Source organism: Nocardia nova (genome assembly GCF_002933465.1).
GTDB lineage: Bacteria > Actinomycetota > Actinomycetes > Mycobacteriales > Mycobacteriaceae > Nocardia > Nocardia nova_B.
This window is the reverse complement of the sequence record NZ_PSZE01000009.1, coordinates 109,992-131,641: the sequence shown is the minus strand read 5'-3', so window position 1 is coordinate 131,641 and position 21,650 is coordinate 109,992. Positions and strand designations below refer to the sequence as shown.

At 68.0% G+C, this 21,650-nt stretch carries 13 protein-coding genes; 6 read left to right on the top strand and 7 right to left on the bottom strand.

What is annotated here, in order from left to right; genetic code table 11:
* Window positions 1–41 precede the first annotated feature (41 nt).
* From C5E41_RS13840 to C5E41_RS13825, 4 genes are all read right to left on the bottom strand, one after another.
* Window positions 42–3,626 (bottom strand): serine/threonine-protein kinase, encoded by a 3,585-nt coding sequence (locus tag C5E41_RS13840; protein WP_104376225.1) that lies wholly within the window; start codon window positions 3,624–3,626, stop codon window positions 42–44.
* Window positions 3,627–3,824: 198 nt separating this feature from the next.
* A complete protein-coding gene (locus tag C5E41_RS13835; RefSeq protein WP_104376224.1) occupies window positions 3,825–5,987 on the bottom strand; it encodes a 3-hydroxyacyl-CoA dehydrogenase NAD-binding domain-containing protein in 2,163 nt (720 codons plus the stop codon).
* Between the two features lie 37 nt (window positions 5,988–6,024).
* Window positions 6,025–7,236, bottom strand: a complete 1,212-nt coding sequence (locus C5E41_RS13830; protein WP_104376223.1) for an acetyl-CoA C-acetyltransferase — start codon at window positions 7,234–7,236, stop codon at window positions 6,025–6,027.
* Between the two features lie 299 nt (window positions 7,237–7,535).
* Complete coding sequence (locus tag C5E41_RS13825; RefSeq protein ID WP_258080961.1) at window positions 7,536–10,364, bottom strand: DNA polymerase III subunit gamma and tau; 2,829 nt, start codon at window positions 10,362–10,364, stop codon at window positions 7,536–7,538.
* A gap of 436 nt (window positions 10,365–10,800) precedes the next feature.
* On the opposite strand from C5E41_RS13825, the gene C5E41_RS13820 reads away from it, so the two are divergent.
* From C5E41_RS13820 to C5E41_RS13805, 4 genes are all read left to right on the top strand, one after another.
* Window positions 10,801–11,643: a hypothetical protein gene (locus C5E41_RS13820; RefSeq protein WP_258080960.1), complete on the top strand. Its 843-nt coding sequence runs from the start codon at window positions 10,801–10,803 to the stop codon at window positions 11,641–11,643.
* Between the two features lie 93 nt (window positions 11,644–11,736).
* Window positions 11,737–13,047, top strand: a complete 1,311-nt coding sequence (locus tag C5E41_RS13815) for an ammonium transporter (protein WP_104376309.1) — start codon at window positions 11,737–11,739, stop codon at window positions 13,045–13,047.
* An 88-nt stretch (window positions 13,048–13,135) separates the two neighbouring features.
* Window positions 13,136–15,397 carry an MMPL family transporter gene (locus tag C5E41_RS13810; RefSeq protein WP_104376222.1) on the top strand — a complete coding sequence of 754 codons (2,262 nt, stop codon included), beginning with the start codon at window positions 13,136–13,138 and terminating at the stop codon, window positions 15,395–15,397.
* The gene (locus tag C5E41_RS13805; protein WP_104376221.1) at window positions 15,394–16,080 is read left to right on the top strand and encodes a TetR/AcrR family transcriptional regulator; all 687 of its coding nucleotides are present in this window, start codon (window positions 15,394–15,396) and stop codon (window positions 16,078–16,080) included. Before C5E41_RS13810 ends, C5E41_RS13805 begins: the two co-directional genes overlap by 4 nt.
* A 32-nt stretch (window positions 16,081–16,112) precedes the next feature.
* On the opposite strand, the gene C5E41_RS13800 is transcribed toward C5E41_RS13805, so the two are convergent.
* Window positions 16,113–17,342, bottom strand: coding sequence for a neutral zinc metallopeptidase (locus tag C5E41_RS13800; protein ID WP_104376220.1), 1,230 nt, complete (start codon window positions 17,340–17,342; stop codon window positions 16,113–16,115).
* Window positions 17,343–17,348: 6 nt separating this feature from the next.
* Window positions 17,349–18,281, bottom strand: a complete 933-nt coding sequence (locus tag C5E41_RS13795) for a neutral zinc metallopeptidase (RefSeq protein WP_104376219.1) — start codon at window positions 18,279–18,281, stop codon at window positions 17,349–17,351.
* Window positions 18,282–18,744: 463 nt separating this feature from the next.
* Between C5E41_RS13795 and C5E41_RS13790 the strand changes: the two genes are divergently transcribed.
* Window positions 18,745–20,364: a DUF2207 family protein gene (locus C5E41_RS13790; protein WP_104376218.1), complete on the top strand. Its 1,620-nt coding sequence runs from the start codon at window positions 18,745–18,747 to the stop codon at window positions 20,362–20,364.
* A 13-nt stretch (window positions 20,365–20,377) separates the two neighbouring features.
* Here the strand turns inward: C5E41_RS13790 and C5E41_RS13785 are convergent, their stop codons facing one another.
* The gene (locus C5E41_RS13785) at window positions 20,378–20,878 is read right to left on the bottom strand and encodes a TetR/AcrR family transcriptional regulator (protein WP_258080959.1); all 501 of its coding nucleotides are present in this window, start codon (window positions 20,876–20,878) and stop codon (window positions 20,378–20,380) included.
* Window positions 20,879–20,960: 82 nt separating this feature from the next.
* On the opposite strand from C5E41_RS13785, the gene C5E41_RS13780 reads away from it, so the two are divergent.
* The gene (locus tag C5E41_RS13780) at window positions 20,961–21,593 is read left to right on the top strand and encodes a class I SAM-dependent methyltransferase (protein WP_146097540.1); all 633 of its coding nucleotides are present in this window, start codon (window positions 20,961–20,963) and stop codon (window positions 21,591–21,593) included.
* The last annotated feature ends 57 nt before the right edge of the window (window positions 21,594–21,650 follow it).

Sequence of the window (21,650 nt, the reverse complement as noted above, 5' to 3'; positions counted from 1 at the left end):
GGCCGGATTCGTCATCTCGAATCCGGCCCGCCCGGCATTGCTCAGCGCGGCAGCGAGTTCAGGAACGGCCGGGGAATATCGAACGATCCGGCGCCCTCTCCGGCGAGCAGCATATCGTCGCGCAGTGAGTGCAGGAGATAGCTCAATTCCGGACCGGCGTCGAGAAGTGGTCTGGTCCAGCCCAATCGGGCGCAGCGGTCCAGCGCCGGCAGCAGTGAGGTGATCGCCTCACCGTTCCAGCCGGCGACCGACAGGCATTCGACCAGCAGCAACGCGGCATCCAATTCCGCACGGGGACGGTTCTGTTCGACCATCCGGCCGTAGAGAGCGCGCGCGCGTTTCACCGCCGATTCGAGGCCCTCGGCCGCCGCATTCGCCCCGTCCAGACCGCGATAGTGCCGGGCCAGCAGCACGCGCACGGCCGCGACCTCCTCGGCCTCCGCGGTGAGGGCGACCGTACCGGCGGATTGGCGCAGCACCGGGGCGGGAGGCTCCGGCCCCGCGGGCGGCTCGACGAGGCCCAATCGCAGCCGTTCCGCCCGGATATGGGCGGCCATGCGCGGAAGTTTGCGTTCGGCGGCCACCCGCGCACCCTCGTCGAGCCGCGCTCGCGCGGTTTCGGTATCGCCGAGCACGGCCTTGACCCGCGCGCCCACCACGAAGGTGGTGATCATGAAATCCACCGCACCAATCCGGGCCGGCAACCGATGGCTCTGTTCGAGCAGCCGATCCGCCGCCTCCAGATCGCCGCGCCGATAGGTCAGCTCGCCCAGCAGTGCCGCCGCCACCCGCACAGCGTGCGAGCGCGGACCCGAGCGCTCCCGGCCGATCTGCCAGGCCTTCTCGAAACACCTGGTAGCGGTGTCGATATCGAGCTGTTCATAGGCGACCGCGCCGGTGTTGAGCAACCCCAGCACCACACCGAGCGGATCCTTGGACCTGCTGTGATAGGGCGCAGCCCAGTCCTGGATGGCCAGCGCGCCGTCGAAATCGAAGTCGCACAGCCGCACGAACGACACCAGATTCGCGGCGGTGGACACCGTCCACGGCGGCAGCTCGTCGGGCTCCTCCAGACACGGCAGCACCTTCTCGAGCACACCGTCGGTGCGGTCGCGGGCCACCAGGTCGGCGGCCGACAGCACCGCGGCCTCACACCGCTGCCGGGTGGCATCGGCATCGGAGGGCGAACTGCGGGCGAGCATATTGGACAGCCGTCCCAGCGCCGTGCGGGCCGCTCCGGACTGCTGCAGATTGATATTGGCGCGCGCCAACGTCATCAGCAGTTTCGACCGCGAAGTCACCTGCTGCACAGGAAGTTTCGACACCATGCCGAGCAGGGTCGCCAGGCGCGAGGTGTCGATCAGGTCCATGCCGCCGTTCTCGACCAGATCCACCGCCATCTTCAGGTCGGTGGCGGCCAGGGCGTGATCCACCGACTTGCGTAGTTGCTGGTGTTCGGCATACCAGCGAGATGCCCTGCGGTGCAACGATTTCAGTTTGCCGGGGTGAACCCGTTCGAGCCGGGCACGTAACTGCTCGGCGAACAGCGGCTGAATCCGGAACCATCCCGGATCGTGTTCGACGCGGGTGACGAAGAGCTCGCGCTGTTGCGCCTGTTCCAGCAGTTGCTCCGCATCGGGTTCACCGCTGAGCGCCGCGGCCAGCCCGCCGTTGAGCTTCTCCGCGACCGAGATCGACATCAGGAACTCGAGCATGCGCGGTTCGAGCCCCGCCAGCACGTTCTCGGCCAGATAATCCCGGATGGCGTGGTTTCCGCCGGACAGATGCGCGATCAGCTGCGCCGGATCCACCGGCGCGCCCGTGGTGGCCCCGCGCAGTGACAAGCTGACCAGCTGGATCGCCGCCGGCCATCCGTCGGTGGCGGCATGGATCTGTTCGACCTGCTCGTCGGTGAGCGGAAACTTGTTGCGCTCCAATAAGATCTGCCGGGTCTCGGCGAGAGTGAGCCGCAGTTCGTGGCTGCCGATCTCGACCAGCTCGTCGCATACCCGCATCCGGCTCAGCGGCAGGCCGGGCTGCTCGCGGGTGGTGATCACGAAACGCAGATGGTGACATCCGTTCTCCAGCAATGCATCCATCACCCCGTGCGCACCCTCGTCGGTGACCCGATCCCAGTTCTCCACCACCACCACGACGACCTGTCCGCCGCTGTGGATCTCGTCGATCAGGGTGGAAATCGCATAGGGCACCGCCTCCGCGGGGCGCTCCTCGAGCACCTCCGCCAGCCCGGAACCGATATCCGGCGCCACCCGCCGGATGGCCTGGATCAGATGGGCCAGCAGCCACACTTCGTTGTCATCGTCGTGGTCGATCCCGATCCATGCCACCGCGATGCCGTCGGCGGTGAGTTCGGAGCGCCACTGGGCGGCGATCGTACTTTTCCCGAAGCCCGCCGGCCCGTGGATCACGGCCAGCCGGCGGCGGCCACCGGTGCGCAGGATATCGAGCAGCCGCGGCCGGGGAATCGGCTCGCGGGCCGGGGTCGGCGGACGGAATTTCGTTGCGGCCGTGGGCGGTAATGTCGCGGGCTGGGCGAGGGCGGGCTGTCCCGGAGCGCGCAGCGCGGGCAGGCCCAGGACCGCGCGGCTGCGGCGCGAGGTGATCGGGTGCGGCGGCGCCTCGGTGGCGGCGATGCGGCCGTCGGCCGTTTCGCCGTCGAGCAGCGCCATCTCGTCGGCCGTTTCCCCGTGCGCGATCTGCACCGCGCGCATCTCCTGTCCGAACTCGAGGGCGGAGGCCGGGCGATCGGCCGGATCCTGGGCCATGGCCGATTCGATCACGCCCGCCACATCGGCCGGAATGTCTTGTTCGCGTAGGTCGGGAACCGGCTGGGTGGTGATCCGCAGGAATTGGGCGACCACGCGCTCCCCGGAGCGGCGTTCGAAGGCGGCGTGCCCGGTCAGCAGCGCGAACAGGGTTGCGCCCAAACCGTACACATCCGACCGCACGGTCGGTTCCTCACCCTTGAGCACCTCGGGAGCGGTGAAGGCCGGTGATCCCGTGATCATGCTGGTCGAGGTCTGGAAACCACCCGGGATGCGCGCGATGCCGAAATCGGTCAGCTGCGGCTCGCCGTAGCGGCTCAGCAGCACATTCGCCGGTTTCACATCGCGATGCAGGACCTGCACGCGATGTGCGCTCTCGATCGCACCCGCGAGTTTCACACCGACCCGCAGCGAATCCGACCAGCTCAGCGGGCCGTGATCGCGGATCAGCTGTTCCAGCGAGCCGTGCGCGGCAAACGGCATGACGATGAACGGCAGGCCGCTGGGCGTGACGTCGACCTGCAGTATGTCGACGATATTCGGATGGCCCGACAGCCGGCCCATGGCATGTTCCTCGCGCAGGAACCGTTCCCGGCTCTCCTCATCGATCTCCGAGGACAGCACCTTCACCGCCACCACGCGATCCAGCGCCCGCTGCGCACAGCGATAGACCACCCCGAAACCGCCGCGCCCGATCTCCTGGGCATCGAACAGCCCCATCGCCTCGAGTTCGTCGGCGATGCGAATCGGTTGGTAGCGCTGGGTATTCGCCCCCGCGGCTGCCTCCGAGTCCGCCGCGGGATCGTCGTCGCTGCGGACCTTGCCCGTCTGTGGATTCATCTGGCCACCTCGAACGTTCCGCCCTCATTCCAACGTAGCGCGGTCCGTGCGCATCCGGACACAGTTCCGCCCGCTTCGATTCGCGACCGTTTCCCTCAGCAGCGGCCATGCGGGTGAGGGCGACGAGACAGCAAACGGCCCGGATCACGCGGGAACGTGATCCGGGCCGTCGCAGGGGATCTCGGCGTGGCGAGAACCTTACTTGCGCAGCGAGTCCGGCACCTGGAAGCGCTCACCGAACTTCGCGGCCAGCTCGTCGGCACGGGCGACGAAGCCCTCCGTGCCACCGGGGTAGCCGACGATGAACTGGTGCACACCACCGGTCCAGGCCGGGTAGCCGATACCGAAGATCGAGCCGATGTTCGCGTCGGCGGTGCTGGTCAGCACGCCCTCGTCGAAGCACTTCTGGGTCTCGATGGCCTCGGCGAACAGCATGCGGTCCTTCAGATCCTGCAGCGTGACGCCCTCGGGCAGCTCACGCTTGGAGTTGAAGGTTTCGCGCAGGCCCTCCCACAGACCGGCGGTCTTGCCGTCGGCGTAGTTGTAGAAACCCGCACCGTGCAGCTTGCCCTTGCGGTCGAACTTGTCGATCATCGTGTCGATCACGCGGCCGGAGGCCAGCGACGACTCGGAGATCGCGAGACCGTCCTTCTCGGCGGCCTCCTTGGTCTCCTTGAAGATCTTCCGCATGGTCTCGAAGTTGAGCTCGTCGCTCAGCTTCAGCGGCGCGGCCGGGTAGCCCGCCTGCAGACCTGCCTGCTCGATGGTCTGGGGGTCGATGTTCTCCTCGAGCATCATGATGGCCTCGTTGATGAACGTGCCGATGACGCGAGAGGTGAAGAATCCGCGGCTGTCGTTGACCACGATCGGGGTCTTGCCGATCGCGAGGGTGTAGTCGTACACCCGGGCCAGCGCCTCGTCGGAGGTCTTCTCGCCACGGATGATCTCCACCAGCGGCATCTTGTCGACCGGGGAGAAGAAGTGGATGCCGATGAAGTCCTCGGCCCGCTTCACACCGTTGGCCAGCAGGGTGATCGGCAGGCTGGAGGTGTTGGAGCCCAGCAGCGCGTCGGCGTCGACGATGTCTTCGATCTCCTGGAAGACCTTGGCCTTCAGGTCGGGGTTCTCGAACACGGCCTCGATCACGAAGTCCACACCGGCCAGATCCTTGGGATCGGCGGTCGGGTGGATGCGATCCAGCAGCGCCTTGGACTTCTCCTCGGTGGTCGTGCCGCGCGAGAGGGCCTTCTCCTCGAGCTTCACCGAATACTGCTTGCCGCGCTCGGCGTTCTCCTGGGAGACGTCCTTCAGCACGACCTCGTAGCCGGCCTTGGCCGAGACGTAGGCGATGCCCGCGCCCATCATGCCGGCGCCGAGCACGCCGACCTTCTTGATCTCACGCTTCGGCACGTCCTTCGGACGCGAACCGCCGTTGTTGATGGTCTGCAGGTCGAAGAAGAACGCCTGGATCATGTTCTTCGCGACCGGGCCGGCCAGCAGCGAGACGAAGTAGCGCGACTCGATCAGCGACGCGTTGTCGAAGTCGACCTGCGCGCCCTCGACCGCGGCGGCCATGATGGCCCGCGGCGCCGGCATGTTCTGGCCCTTGAGCTGCTTGCGCAGGTTGGCCGGGAAGGCGGGCAGGTTGCCGGCCAGCGCCGGGCTCGACGGCGAGCCGCCGGGGATCTCGAAGCCCTTGCGGTCCCACGGCTGGGTGGTGGCCTCGGCGTTGTCCTTGTTGGCCTTGATCCACGCCTTGGCGGCCGGGACGAGCTCCTCGACGCTGCCGACGACCTCGTTGATCAGGCCCTTGGCCTTGGCCTTCTGCGCGTTGAACTTGTTGCCCTGCAGCAGCACGCTCATCAGACCGTCGGCGATGCCGAGCATGCGGATGATGCGGGTGACACCGCCACCGGCCGGGAGCAGGCCGAGCGAGACCTCGGGCAGACCGATCTGCACGCCCTTGACGTCGGCGGCGATGCGGTAGTGCGTGGCCAGCGCGATCTCCAGGCCACCGCCGAGCGCGGCGCCGTTGATGGCGGCCACGACCGGCTTGCCCAGGGTTTCGAGGCGACGCAGGTCGGCCTTGATGCCGGTGAGTTCTTCCATGATGTCCGGAGCGTTCTCCGGAGTGGTCTTCATCATGTTCTTGAGGTCACCGCCGGCGAAGAAGGTCTTCTTCGCGGAGGTGATGACGACACCGGTGATGTCGTCGACCTCGGCGACCAGGCGGTCCACCGTGGCGTGCATCGAGCTCTTGTAGAGATCGTTCATCGTGTTGGCGCCCTGGTTCGGGTCGTCCATGGTCAGCACGACGATGCCGTCGGCGTCCTTTTCCCAGCCGATCATGTTCTCTGTCATAGTTTTTCGTTCTCCTGGAGAATTAGATGGACTGGCGTCAGACGCGCTCGATGATGGTGGCCACGCCCATGCCGCCGCCGATGCACAGGGTCACCAGGGCGTAGCGGGCGTTGCGGCGCTCCAGCTCGTCGACCATAGTGCCGGTGATCATCGCGCCGGTGGCGCCCAGCGGGTGGCCCATCGCGATGGCGCCGCCGTTGACGTTCAGCTTCTCGTCCGGGATCTTCAGATCCTTCTGGAACTTCAGCGCGACCGAGGCGAAGGCCTCGTTGATCTCGAACAGGTCGATGTCATCGACCGACAGACCCGCCTTGGCCAGCGCCTTGTGCGCCGCCGGGGTCGGGCCGGTGAGCATGATGGTGACGTCGGCGCCGCTGGTGGCGGTGGCGACGATGCGGGCGCGCGGGGTCAAGCCGGAGGCCTCCCCCGCTTCCTGGGAGCCGACCAGCACCAGCGCGGCACCGTCGACGATGCCCGAGCTGTTACCGCCGTGGTGCACGTGGTCGATCTGCTCGATGTAGTGGTACTTCTGCAGCGCGACGGCGTCGAAGCCACCCATTTCGCCGATGCCCGCGAAGGACGGCTTCAGCTTGGCCAGATCCTCGACGGTGGTGCCCGGACGCATGTGCTCGTCCTGGTCGAGCACGGTCAGGCCGTTGACGTCCTTGACCGGGACGACGGACTTGGCGAAGTAGCCGCCGGACCACGCCTGCGCGGCGAGCTCCTGCGAGCGCACGGCGAACTTGTCGACGTCCTCGCGGGTGAAGCCCTCGATGGTGGCGATCAGATCGGCGCCGATGCCCTGGGGAGCGATGTAGAGGTCGTAGCCGGTGGCCGGGTCGGCGAACATCGCACCGCCGTCGGAGCCCATCGGGACGCGCGACATCGACTCGACACCACCGGCGATGACCAGGTCATCGAAGCCGGAGCGCACCTTCTGCGCGGCCATGTTCACGGCCTCGAGGCCGGAGGCGCAGAAGCGGTTGATCTGCACACCGCCGACCGTGTCGGGCAGGCCCGCGGTCAGCACGGTGGTGCGGGCGATGTCGCCGCCCTGGTCACCGATCGGCGACACGACACCCAGGATGATGTCCGAGATGCGATCCTCGTCGAGGTTCGGGAAGCGGTTGCGCAGCTCCTGGACCAGACCGGTCGTCAGATCGATCGGCTTGACCGAGTGCAGCGAGCCCTTCTTGTTGCGGCCGCGCGGAGTGCGGATGGCCTCGAAAATGTAGGCCTCTGTGGTCATATCGGAGTGTTTCCTTCCTTAAAGGTGCCGACCGGCCATCCGACCGACCGTGTTCGATCCCGGCGAGCCCGCAGGCCCACCACACCGGCGAACCGGGAGGTCACGCACGGTTCCCTCCACAAGTCCGCCGAGCGCATAACGCTGTACAAACGCCGACATGCATCGACCTACGAGACCCCGGGGCGCCCGTATGCCTGGGCATACCATAGAACCTCGTAGCACCGATGCCGACGACCACCCGTTCATAGTACAGCGGGATGCGAACTCCGGTTAACTTAACGCATTCCGGCAGGTGGCTGTCAACCACCAAGATGTGTGGCACCCAACTCAGTTCGCAGCAACTCCAAGGCCACCTCATCAGGGTCGCGGCGCTGTTCCGGCGGGACCGGGCGCGCCGATTCCGCGAACATCTCCTGCTCTTCTTCCGGCGTCAACGCAGGTGGGACACCGTCGTAACCTACCGGCGAGTAGTCCGACGGCCCGGGATCGTCCGGATAGTCCGGCGCCTCGGGCGGCGGGATATCGTCGTCCGGCGCCGCTCGGTCGGCGGCACCGGCACTGCGCGGCGGCGGGCGGAACTCCCGCCGCTGGCCCTGTCCCTGACTGTCGCGACGATCGGCCGCGGCACCCCTGGTATCGGTCTGACCGCCGCGTGCATCGCTGTCGGCGGACTGCGCCTGGTTCTGGCTGGGCCGGACGAATCGCGGCGGTTGCGGCTGCCCGGGGTTGCCCCCACCCCCGCCCCGGGCGGCCGACGATTCCGCACCCCCGCGGGCAGGTCGCTCGGATGCCGCACCACCGGCACGCGCACCACCGGAATCACCCGACCCGACTTCCCATCGCACGCCGTACTGCCGGCCGATCACCGCGTGTACCGCGGCCCGCACGGCGTCGATGTTCTGCGGGATCGACAAACGCTGCGCGAGCGGAGCATGTGGATGCGCGAACACGATCGTGTCGCCTTCGATGCGGACGGCCCCGACCGCGCCCGAGAGCAGCGCCGGCAAGGCCGCGCTCGACTCCCGCGCCTTGGCTCGGATATCGGCCCAGGCGGCCTCGATCTCCCGCAGGACATCGTCGCCACCCGCATCGGCGGGCGTCGCCGCCGCTTGCGCGGGCGCGTCCGCGGTCCGGTCCGCCGGGTCCGCGACCGACACATCTCGCGTCCCAGGGCCGGCGGCCGCAGCAGATTCGGAAGTGGAAGCTAGGGCGGCACCGGCATCATCGCCGGACGCGGTGGCGGACTCGGCACCGCGGGAATCCGGACCGGCACCGGCATGCGGACCGTTCGAACCCACCGCGCTCGCCGGCCGGTCGGCCACGCCGGCTGGATCCGAGTCGCGATCGGGCTCGAAGGACCTCTCGGTGGGCGCGGCCGAGCCCGACGGACCTCCTACCTCCGGCCCGTCCACGACCGAGCCGGAAGCGGCGGCGTTCTGTCGTTCATGAGCGCGCTCGGCGCCCTCATCGGATCCGGGCGACATCAGGCCGCCTCGGTGGGAAGTGGGGGTCGCGCTGCCAGGTTCGGGATGCGGCACGTCGGACGATTCCGGCTGAGCGACGGAATCCGGTGCGGCCGGCCGATCGACGGCGGCCGATTCGGCCGCGGCAGCGCCCCGATCGGGAGCGGAATCCGCCGACCCGGCATGTCGCTCGGTACCGGTATCCGACTGCACACCGGAGGGAGATCCGGCGAGCGGTTCCGACCCGACGCCCCGATCCGCATCGTCCACTGCGGGACCGGAAACGGTTGGCGCTGTGGTCTTTTCGCCCGCATCCCGATCGGTCGGCGATGGCGCCCGTTGCGCCGGATGCGGCGCACTCTTCTTCTCCCGCAACGCGGCGAGGGCTTCGGCGCCACGGCGGCGTGGCTCCCCGGACGGCCGGCCCACGCCACCGGAGGACTCCGGTGCGGCGGCGGGAGCAGCGGACGGCTGTGGCGCCGCGGCGGACCCGAGGGCCGGAACACCACCGGATTCCATCCGCCGTTCCAGACGTTCCAGCCGCTGCAACGCCGCCGATTCGGCCTCCGAGACCGAGGGCAGCAGCATGCGGGCGCACACCACCTCCAGCAGGAGGCGGGGTGCGGTGGCGCCGCGCATTTCGCCGAGGCCCTCGTGCAGCAGCTCCGCGTAGCGGGCCAGGGTGGCCGGGCCGATACGGTCGGCCTGGTCCGACATCCGGTCGATCACATCGCCGGGGCCGGTGACCAGATTGCGTTCGGCGGCATCGGGAACCGCGCGCAGCAGGATCAGGTCGCGGATGCGTTCGAGCAGGTCGGTGGCAAAGCGGCGGGGATCGTGACCGGCCTCCACCACTCGGTCGATGGTGGCGAACAGGGCCGCGCCGTCGTCGGCGGCCAGCGCGTCGACGGCCTCGTCGATCAGCGCGATATCGGTGACGCCGAGCAGGGCCAGCGCACGGGGATAGGTGACACCTTCCGGGCCGGCGCCGGCCAGCAGCTGGTCGAGCACACTGAGGCTGTCGCGCGGCGAACCACCGCCGGCCCGAATCACCAGCGGGTAGACCGATTCCTCGACCTGTACCTGTTCCTGCTCGCAGATCTTGCCGAGCAGCCCGCGCATGGTGGCCGGCGGCAGCAGCCGGAACGGATAGTGATGGGTGCGCGAGCGAATGGTCGGCAGCACCTTGTCCGGCTCGGTGGTGGCGAAGATGAAGATCAGGTGGGCCGGTGGCTCCTCGACGATCTTCAGCAGCGCATTGAATCCGGCCGTGGTGACCATATGCGCCTCGTCCACGATGAAGACGCGGTAGCGCGATTCCGCGGGTGCGTAGAACGCACGATCGCGCAGCTCACGGGTGTCGTCCACGCCGCCGTGGCTGGCCGCGTCGAGTTCGATCACGTCGAGATTGCCGGGCCCGCCCGGAGCCAGCGCGACGCACGACGGGCACACCCCGCACGGTCGCGAGGTGGGACCCTCGACGCAGTTCAGCGAGCGCGCCAAGATGCGCGCCGAGGACGTCTTGCCACAACCTCGCGGGCCGGAGAACAGGTAGGCATGACTGATCCGCCCGGTGTCGAGCGCGGTACTCAGCGGATCGGTGACGTGCTCCTGCCCCACTACCTCGGCGAAGGACGCCGGTCGATACTTCCGGTACAGAGCCACGGCCCGAGGGTACCGGCGGACACCGACAGGGAACCATTCGCGCACCCGATATCCACCCCGTACGCCGAACCGTCCGATGGCATAAATAAACTATGATATACATCACAACCATTCTTTTCGTCCGATCTCACCGCAGACAACCGACCTGGTCGACTATCGGTTCGCGCCCGGCAATTGGAAACGGTGTGAATGTTGTGCCGATTTCGCCCGCGGGCCGTCGAGTAACGAAAACTTTCGGACACGCGCCCCGTTTGCGTCCGAAATTATGGACGTAACGATTCCGTCACCCGATTCGCGCCCGATCCGCTTCGCTGACTACCGTTAGATTTCGGCAACTTCGGTAGCCAAACCTTCATCAGGTTGGTGTCCCCGGTCGGTCCCTCATCCCGACCGGGGCACAACAACATCCGGCCCGTTTCGGAGGTAATGACAGGTAATGACGACCGTGCCGTCGTGTGACGACATCGCCGCCGCCTGGCTCTCACATACCGATTTCGCCGGCGACCGGGTCGCCATCGATCTGCTCAGCCGCGCCATCAGCCCCCGCGAGTTCTCTCGCAACCGCGATTCCCTTCCGGTTTCGGCCGCGGCCGATCCGGCCACCGCGGGCGCCATTCTGGAATTGCTGAGCCGCGGCCAGGTTCCGACCCTGCCGGCCATTCACACCCTGATCGCGCAGAATCGGATACGCGCCGAGGCCACACGCATCGAACGACTGGGCCGGCGCGCGCAGCGCAGTATCGACGAATTCGGCCGCACGCTCGCCGAGCTGACTCAGAACTATTGGCACACCCACGCGACGGGCCCGACCCGCCGCGATATTCTCGCCGCCGAACCGGTGATGACGCTGATCCGCGAACGCGTCGGAGAGATCGCCCCGAATGCGGTCAAACATTTGTGGCTCATCGAACGGGCGCAGCGCGCGGGGTGGATCGCCTTCGACGCCACGCCACGTTCGCTGTGCGCGGCCCGGCGCTTCCACTCGGCGAAATACGGCAACCGCGTGTCACTGCGTCCGATCAACACCATCGGCACACTGGTGGCCGAGTTCCTGGACACCTACCGCACCACACACGGCCGCCCGCCGCGCTGGTCGGCTCTCGCGCACGAGCTGCGCGACGACCGCGGCTGCCGGGTGTTCAACGACACCGCCGACGCCCGCGCTCAGCAGCAGTGGCTCGTGACCGCGCAATGGCTCGCGCTCGAGGACGATCTGCCGGTCCCCGGGGACCGCGGCCGGCGCGCGCTGGCCCGGCAGGCCCGCAAACGCGGGAATTGAATCCGAACGGAAGTACCAGACTCGCTCGTCGGCCGAACACAGGGGGTTCGGTAGTTTCTTGCCACGCGAACGCGTGTGGAAAAGGAGTTGTCCGTGCCCCCGACCATCGACCCCGCCGCCACGGCGTGGCTGTTGACCAGCACCGCCCTGGTCCTGCTCATGACTCCCGGCCTGGCGATCTTCTACGGCGGCATGGTGCGCACGACTGGCGTGCTGAACATGCTGATGATGAGCTTCATCTCCATCCCGCTGGTGACCGTAGTGTGGCTGCTGTTCGGCTACACCCTGGCCTTCGGTGACGACGCCGGCGGTGGATTGATCGGCGGACTGGAACATTTCGCGATGACCGGCATCACCCCGGGCACCGTACGCAGCGGCGTTCCGGAACTGCTGTACGCCACCTTCGAGCTGACCTTCGCGATCCTCACCGTCGCGCTCGTCAGCGGCGCCATCGCCGATCGCGCCAAATTCTCCGCGTGGATGGTGTTCGTACCGGTGTGGGCGCTGGTGGTGTTCGCTCCGATCGCGCACTGGGTATGGGGTCCGAACGGCTGGCTGGCCTCCTTCGGCGTACTCGATTTCGCCGGTGGTCTGGTGGTCGAAATCGCTTCCGGCGCTTCGGCTCTCGCCTTGGCGTTGGTATTGGGGCCCCGGATCGGGTTCAAGGTGGACGCGATGCGCCCGCACAATCTGCCGTTCGTGTTGCTGGGCGCCGGGCTGTTGTGGTTCGGCTGGTTCGGCTTCAACGCCGGATCCGCGTTCAAGGCCGACGGATTGGCCGCCGCCGTCTTCCTGAACACCTTGGTCGCGGGCTGTCTGGGCATGCTCGGCTGGTTGATCGTGGAGCAGATCCGCGACGGCCGCCCGACCACCTTCGGCGCGGCCTCCGGCGCCGTGGCCGGTCTGGTCGCGATCACGCCCTCGTGCGGTTCGGTCAACGCCCTCGGCGCGGTGATCGTGGGCGTGGCGGCCGGTGTGGTCTGCTCGTTCGCAGTGGGCTGGAAATTCAAGGCGGGCTACGACGATTCGCTCGATGTGGTCGGCGTGCACTTCACCGGCGGCGTGGTCGGCACTCTGCTGATCGGCCTGCTGGCGAACCGGGTGATGACCGGCGGCTCGCGCGGATTGTTCTACGGCGGCGGACTCGCCCAGCTCGGAAAACAGGCGGTCGGCGTCGTGGTGGTCGCGCTGTGGTCCTTCGGTGTGTCCTATCTGATCGGCAAGGTGATCGATCGCGTGATGGGCTTCCGGGTCAGTAAGGAGGACGAGATCGGCGGCATCGACTTCGCCCTGCATGCCGAGACCGCCTATGTCGAGGGCGTCCACGGCCACGCGCCGCGCGGGTTGTTCGGTCATCATCCGCACGGCGGCGATGAGCGACCCGCCGGTGACGGGGGTCGCTGACGCCGATCCGGCTTTCCGCTTGCGCCCGGCTAGGGTAACGGCGTTACGCTAACGCCGTTACCCAACGCCGGCCGCCCGAGGAGCACCTATGCTGACCCGCATCGCACGGCTCGCCACCCGGTACCCGAAACGGGTGCTCTTCGCTGCTCTCGCCCTGGCGCTGATCTGCGGCGGCTTCGGCGCCACGGTCACCGCCCACCTGCAAGCCGGCGGTTTCACCTCCGACAAGGCCGAATCCACCCGCGCGGCACAATTGGTGGCCGACGAGTTCAACGGCGCCCAGCCCAATCTGGTGCTGCTGGTACACGCCGACGAGGGCGTGGAGTCGGCCGCGGCCCGCTCGGTCGGCGCCGACATCGCCACCCGGCTCGGCAGTCGCTCCGACACCGTCGGCGTCCGCTCGTATTGGACCAGTCCGCCGCAGCTGGCCGCCGCACTGCGTAGCACCGACGGTAAGAGCGCGTTGGTCATGGCCTATCTCACCGGGGGCGACGACAAGGCCCAGCGCACCGCCGGTGAGATCGCGAGCACCCTGCCCGATTCCACGCCGGGTATCACGGTGCAGGCGGGCGGAATCGCCGCTGTCTACCACGATGTCAACAGCCAGGTCACCAAGGATCTGGCGATGGCCGAGGGCATCGCGGTCCCGCTCACCGCGATCGTGCTGATCCTGGTGTTCGGCAGTGTGATCGCGGCCTCGCTGCCGCTGGCGGTCGGGATCTTCGCGATTCTGTGCACGCTCGCGATCCTGCGCAGCTTCACCCTCTTCACCGATGTATCGATCTACGCGCTGAATATGACCACCGCGCTGGGACTGGCCCTGGCGATCGACTACAGCCTGTTCATCGTCAGCCGATACCGCGAGGAATTGGCCGCGGGGTCGAGCCACGAGGCCGCGGCGGTGCGCGCCGTGCAGACCGCGGGACGCACGGTGTTGTTCTCCGCGCTGACGGTCGCGCTCGCGCTGGCGGTGCTCAGCGTCTTCGACGTGTACTTCCTGAAGTCGTTCGCCTATGCCGGGGTCGCGGTGGTCGCGGCCGCCGCGATCGCCTCGATCGTGATTCTGCCCGCGGCGCTGGTCTTGCTCGGGGACCGGATCAATTCCTGGAATCTGCGGGTGGCGATCCGGAAACTGTTCGGCCGCCCCGAGCCCGCACCGCGACCGGAGCAGGAATCCGGCTGGTATCGCACGGTCACCTGGGTGATGCGGCGGGCGGTGCCGGTCTCCATCGCGATCATCGCGGTGCTGCTCGCGGCCGGCGCGCCGTTCCTCGGGGTGAAGTTCGGCTATCCCGACGACCGGGTGCTGCCCGCCGGCTCGACCAGCCGCGCGGTCGGCGACGAGTTGCGGGCGGAATTCCCCGCCGTGAACTCCGGAACGGGGACGACGATCGTGCTGCCGGGTGCGCCGAGTGAACCCCAGGCGATCAGCGGCTACGCCACGGCGCTGTCGAAGGTCGACGGCGTGAACGCGGTGCTGTCGAGCAGCGGCGTCTACGTGTCCGGCGCCCGGATGGGCGGCGCCGCGCCGGGGATGGCCGGCGACTCGGGGCAATATCTCACCGTCACATCGACATTCGATCCCTACTCGCAACAGGCCAAGGATCAGCTGCAGGCGTTGCGCGATGTGCCCGCGCCCTCGCCGGCGCTGTTCGGCGGTGCGGCGGCGATGAACGTGGACTCCCTGCACGCACTGGGACAACGGCTGCCGCTGGCGATCGCGCTGATCGCACTGGCGACCTTCGTGGTCCTGTTCCTGTTCACCGGCAGCGTGGTGCTCCCGCTGAAAGCCGTGGTGATCAACGCGCTGTCGCTGACCGCGATGTTCGGCATGATGGTGTGGATCTTCCAGGAGGGGCATTTCTCCGGACTGCTCGGCTTCACGCCCACCGGCTTCCTGGTGCCCACGATGCCGATCCTGATGTTCTGCCTGGCCTTCGGGATGTCGATGGACTACGAGGTGTTCCTGCTCTCCCGCATCCGCGAGGCCTGGCTGGCCTCCGACCGCACCGCCGCCGACAACGACCGTTCGGTGGCCGTCGGTGTCGCCCGGACCGGTCGCATCATCACCGCGGCCGCCCTGCTGATGGCGATCGTGCTGGGCGCCATGATCTCCGCGAAGGTGTCGTTCATGCAGATGTTCGGACTCGGTCTCACGATCACCGTGCTGGCCGACGCCACCGTCATCCGCATGCTGCTGGTTCCGGCGCTGATGCGGCTGATGGGCCGCGGAAACTGGTGGGCTCCGCGCCCCTTGGCACGCTGGCACGAGCGGTTCGGTCTCACCGAACATCCCACGCCCGCGACGCCGGAGCGCGCCGCGGAACCGGAACCGGCGGGGCGCCCGTGACACGTTCGAGCCGTCCTCGTTCCGCCCGCGGTTCCGGCACCGAGCTGCGCGCCGAAATCCTCGCCGCGACACAAGAGTTGCTGGCACGCACCGGTAATGCGGATTCGGTGTCGATTCGCGAGGTCGGCAAGCTGGTGGGCGTCACCGCACCATCGATCTACCGCCATTTCGCCGACAAGGACGACCTCATCGATGCCGCGGTGGCCGAGGTCTTCGAGGATCTCGACGCCGCCGTCGGCGCCGCGAGCGACCCCACCGTCTCGCCCATGTCCCGGATGCGTCAGCAGGGCCTGGCCTACGTGCGCTTCGCCTTGCAGCACCCCGGTCAATACCGAGTCGCCACCGCCGCCTCACCCGGCGAAGGTCCCTCCGCGGTGGACATGGTGCTGAGTAGTGGTGCGTTCCAACGTTTTTCGCAGACGGTGCGGGAGGCGATGGACTCCGGCGTGATCGCACCCGGCGACCCGATGCCGCTGGTGCTCGAACTCTGGGCCGCTGCCCACGGCATCGCGTCACTGCTCATCGCCAAACCTCACCTGCCGTGGGGTGATGCCGAAGCCGTCGCCGACCGGGTCATGGCGGCGGCCTGCCTCGGACATGCGGTACTGGACGTCATCGGCGGGGAAACGCCGGACCCCGACGAGGGTGCTCGATGGTTGGCACAGTTGCGGGAGGAGCGGTAGGGCCCCTCACATCGACGGGATTCGGCCGCCGGTCACGACACCGAATCCGACGGCGAGTTCCAGGTGTTGCACATCCAGGTGCGGTTGTTGTCGTGCCCCTGGTCGTACCACGCCCCGTAGTGGTCGGGCGTACCGTGATCACGCATATCGCCCGCTTGGTCGCCGCGACGATAGTTGGTCCGGCGAATCCTTCCGACCTGATCCGTGGTGAGCGAGCCGACGAATTGCGATGAGCCCACCCACATTCCGCCGAAGCACTGCGCTTCCAGCTCCAGGCGACGCGACAACTCCAATCCGGCCGCGGACCGCGCCCCCGCGTCGTAGCGATCCTTGTTCTCCTTGTCGGAGATGCCGGAGATCCCTTGCACATGATGTCCGTATTCGTGTGCGAACACCGAGGCGTAGATTTCGGCCTGGTCACCGAACTGATCGACCTGCAGGTGATCGAGCGGCATATAGATCGTATTGTTGATCGAGCAGTAGAACGCCGCGTAGTTGCCGCCCGAACTGGTGCAGGGCGAGACGGCGTCCACACCGCGCGCGGGCACGCTGACCGTCGGACTCGAGAACGGCAGGTTCGCCCCCTGCACAACAGGCTGCCACATCCGGTCCAGGCAGTCCTTCTCCGCGTTGAAGAAGGCGGTGGCCGCCGCGACACTCGAACCCCAACGCGGATAACCACATTCGATGTTGATCAGACCGGAGTCGTGATCGACGAACAGCGGATTGCTCGCGGTGGCGGCAACCGGTTGCGGTCCGGCCGGTTTCGTCGATGTCGGCGCGGCGCGCGTGGTTCGCGTCGCGGCCCGGGTGGTGGTGGAGCGCGCCGAGGTGGAGTAGGTGGTGACCTCGGAACTCGAGGTGGACGGGTCGCTCGTGCTCGTGGCCCACGTCGGCGACGTATACGTAAAACTTGGCGCCGACGTCGAATACGACGACGCCGAGGAATTGTCACGACCTCCCATGGTCGCGAACGAGACCAAGCCGCCGACCACCACGAAGACGAACAGCACGGCGAAGACCGCACCGACCGCGCCGCCACCGGACCTCGGCGGCGGATACGGACGGCCGTAATAGCCGGGCGGCGGCAACGGCGGACCGCCGTACGGACCGACCGGATACGCACCCGGCGGCGGCAGCGGCGCACCGTACGGTGGCCGCGGATAGCCCCGCGGCGGGCCGTACCCGGGCGGCGGGCCGTACGGCGGGCGCCCGTGCGGCGGAACACCGTGCGGCGGTGGGTATCTCGGCGGTCGCGGCATGGCGGATCAGCTCACCTGTCCGGACGGCGCGATGAAGGTGTTGCACGGCGCGGTCGCGTTCTTGTCGAATCCGGTACTCCACCAGTCGCCGGCGTGTTCCGCGGTGCCGTGGCTGCGCATATCGCCGGCGCTGTCACCTCGGCCGTAGGCATCCTTGCGCGCGGACTGCGCCTGCACCGGCGTCAGCGACTTCCCGCCGGCCGAGGACGCGAAGTACATGCCGTCGAAACAGTTGGCCTGCAATTCGATTCGCCGCGAGAGATCGAGCCCCTCGTCGCTGTAGAGGCCGGTCTGGCGGCGTTGTTTGTTGGCGGCGCCGAGGATCCCGGACAACGCCTGGATGTGGTGACCGTACTCGTGGGCGAAAACCGAGAGGTAGATCTCCCAGTGATCGTGGAACATATCCGTCTGCAGCTGACTGATCGGCATGTAGATGGTCTGATCCGCACCGCAGTAGAAGGCCGCGAAATTGCTGCTCGAGCCACTGCACGGCGTGGTGATGCCCGAAGTGGTCGCGGTGACAACGAGTTTCGGCGGGGTGAAACTCAACTTCGCCCGCTCCAGCACCGGCTTCCAGGCGTCGGCCAGACAGGCTGCGGCACTTTCGAAGAATGCGCGCGCGGCGTCGACCTGCGTGCTCCACGGGGTGTACGGGCAGCGCGCCGGATTCAGCGGTGAACCGGGGTCGGCCAGGAGTGGATTGGCGCCGGTCTCGGGGACGCCCGCGGAATCCTTTCCGGGCGGCGGGCTGTAGCTGTAGTTGCCGTGTTCACCCGTGTGCGAGGCCGCGTCGAATCCGGTCCGCACGGCGAAGCGGATGAGGCCCGAAGTGACGATCAGCAACACCACGACGACGACCGCGCCGAAGCCCCCGCCGCCTCGCTTGCGCGGCGGAGCGGAGCGCGGACCGGCCGGACCGTACGGCCGTGGCGGCGGCACGGGTGGGCGATGTCCGGGCGGCGCGGACGGTCGATAACCTTGTCCCGCACCATATCCGGGGCGTCCGCCATAAGCCGGAGCGGCAGGGTACGGCGGAGGCCCGGTGGGCGGTGCGTAACCCGGTTGGGGCGGATAGCCGGGAGGTGGCGGATATCCGGGCTGTGCGGTGTGGCCGTACCCCGGCGGCGGCCCCGGGCGCGGCCGGCCGCCCGGTCCGTAGGGTGGAACCGGCCGTCCGCCGGGCGGATTCGGGCCGTGCCCGTAGGGTGGTCGACTCACTCCCCCACTCCCCCTTGTCCGTTCCTCATCCCGCGACAGCCACGCTCTCCGCCGACAGCCGCCGACAGCCGCCGACAGCCGCCGACAGCCGCCGACAGCCGCCGACAGCCGCCGACGCAGAATAGCAAGCCGCCGAATTCGCGACGCCTGCTCGCACAGTGGCCCACCGCTAAGCTACTGCCCCATGCTGATCTTTCGGGGGGGCGCGTTCGGCGCTCTGTTGTTTATTGCGGCCGGGCTGTTCGCCGCAGCACCGGCCGCGCGGGCGCAGGAGCCCACGGGTGTGTCGATCATCGCGGACGTCAAACTCAGCGAGGCCGGTCTGCTCGAGGTGGCCGAAACCGTGAAGGTGCCGCCGGGCGGGCAGTTCCACATGGCGCTGCCGCTGCGGGTGGGACGCGACGACGGAAGTGAACGCCGCTTCGGTGTGACCGACATCTCCAGTACCGGACCGGGTTCGGCGAAGGTGGCGGGTGATGTGTTCAGCGTGGACGCGCCGCCGGGGGAATCGTCGTTCAAGTACACCGTGCACGGCACGGTCAGCGATGCGCCGGGGACGCAACTGTTCCACTGGACGGGAGCCCTCAACACCGATGTCGCCTCGTTCGACGGTTCGGTGATCAGCCCGAGTTATCGGATGGGGATCGCCGACTGCACGGTCGGCTCGGTCGGTAGCACCCGAAAATGCAACGACGCCCGCGTCGAACCGGACGGCGTACTCACCATGCACGAGGAGAATCTGCACAAGGGCGACATCCTCGATGTGACCCTGCAGGTGCCGCCCGGCACGGTGAAGGCCAACGCCGATATTCGCGGCGGCCGCGGGTCGGGCGCGTTCGCCGTCACCGCACCGGTGCTGATCGCCTTCGGTGTGCTGCTCGCGGCGCTGGCCGCCTTCGGCGCCTATCTGGCCTGGGCTCGCCGCCAGGACGCCGCGGCCCTGACCTCGACCGGAACCCTGGATCCGGTGCAGCGCGACGGAAACCACAGCGAATTCGTCTCTCCCGACGGCATCCTGCCCGGTGAGGCGGGCCTGTTGCTCGACGGCTCCGCCGATGCCGCCGATATCGCCGCCACCGTGGTGGATCTGGCGGTGCGGCGCTATCTGTGGATCGCGCCGGTGAGCGATTCGGACTGGCGCATCACCCGGGTGAATCCCGTCGACGATCAACTGCGCGGCTACGAAAAGCACGCCTATACGACACTGCTGCCCGAGGGCGCCGACTCGGTTCTGCTGTCGGAACTGCGAGCGCCGGGACGTGTCGCCGCCGAGCCCGTACGCTCCGCACTGCGCCGGGACGCCCTCGAACGCGGCACGCTGATCGATCACGATCGGCGCGGACTCGCCTTCTGGATCGGCATCGCACTGCTGGTGATCGGGGTGGGGGCCACCGTCGGCCTCGCCGTAGCCGGCGGATATGCGCTGGTCGGCGTGGCCATCGCGCTCGGCGGCGCGGCCATGCTGCTGCTCGGGCGGTATCTGCCGGCGCGGACCGCCGCGGGCCGCGCACTCGCCGCACAGGTGAAGGCCCTGCAGAACGGCCTGGACGCGCAGCGGCCGGATCAGATCCCGCCGGCCGACCGGGAGCTGTTGTTCTCACGGGCCCTGCCGTTCACCATCATCGGCGGCCGGGCCGACAACTGGATCCGCACCTTCCGCGATATGGATCCCGGGGCCGACCGTCAGGCCGGGCTCTACTGGTTCGGCGGGTTCGATCGCGACCCGAACCTGCACCGATTCGCCGGGCATTTCCCGTTTTTCATCACCGCGCTGGAGGGTCTTTTCACGACGGCGGATAAGTGATCCGCCGCCGTGATCAGGACGGGCCGGTTCCGCCGGAAACTCTCGTTCGCCGAATGACCTCGCAGGCCGCCCGAGCGGTGGTGCGGCCTTCGGCTACCGCGGGAAGGAGCCCGACCAGCCCCCACGACAGGAACGTGGTGTCGGGCTCTTCACTACCCTGATCGGCGAGAATTTCGGCGAACATCCGCTGAGTGCCGCGGACGACGACCATGGTGCTCTTCGGGCCGAGGAGCGCGCGGTACACCTCCCGGTGTCCCTCGGCCAGTTCGATGATGGTTCGTATCGGGTCACCGGGGCGCCGGCCGAGCGCCGCCCGCAGAAATTCGGTCCCGCTCACCACGAGCAAGTCGTCCTTGCTGCGGAAGTGGGCGTAGAACGTCGAGCGGCCGACGTCGGCGCGGTCGAGGATGTCCTGCACGGTGATCCGGTCGTAGGGACGTTCGATCATGAGCTCGATCAGGGCACGATGCAGGGTGCTACGGGTCCGTCGAACGCGGCGGTCGTTGTCGGACACTGTGCCTCCGGGTGTGCGGAAACGAACGGTTTCGGTGCTTTTGCTTCTGGTGAGAGCAGCCGCTTCACCAGATCATGAACACATGTTCCGAATTGAACAAGACCCGCACGGCATCCTGATCACCAATCCGCGCGGTTACAGCGCGTTCACCACCGTCTTCTTCGGCGGCAGACGCCGACGACACGCGGCCGACCTCGCCGCCGCCAGTGGCGCGGAACCGGGCGGACGCGCCCTCGATATCGCCAGCGGCCCGGGCACATTGGTGTTCGCGCTGGCCGACCGGGTCGGACCACGCGGTGAGGTCGTCGGCATCGATGCCGCCCGCGAGATGGTCGAGTACGCCACCGCCCGGTCCGGCAGCCGGACGAACTGCCGCTTCGACTACGGCGTGGCCCAGTCGCTGGCTCTGCCCGACGCGTCGTTCGACGTCGTCACCTGCACGTTCGGGATGCATCACATTCCCGAGGCGGATCGCGGGAACGCCCTGTCGGAGATGTGGCGCGTACTACGTCCGGGGGGACGAGTTCTCCTGGCCGATATGGCGCCCGTGGGTGTGCACGGCCGGCTGACGAAGCTGCTCAGCAGGCATATGGATCCCACCGAGATCGATATCCGGAGATATCGGAATCCATTGGAGCGAGCAGGATTTCAGACCCTGGAGTATCGGACGGTGCAGCCGTCGACAGGTGTGCTGACCGGCCTCAAGCCGGCGTGAGGCCAGGGAGGCGACGATCGCGCGACCTTCACCGAGAGGGCGACAGCCACGGCCGGG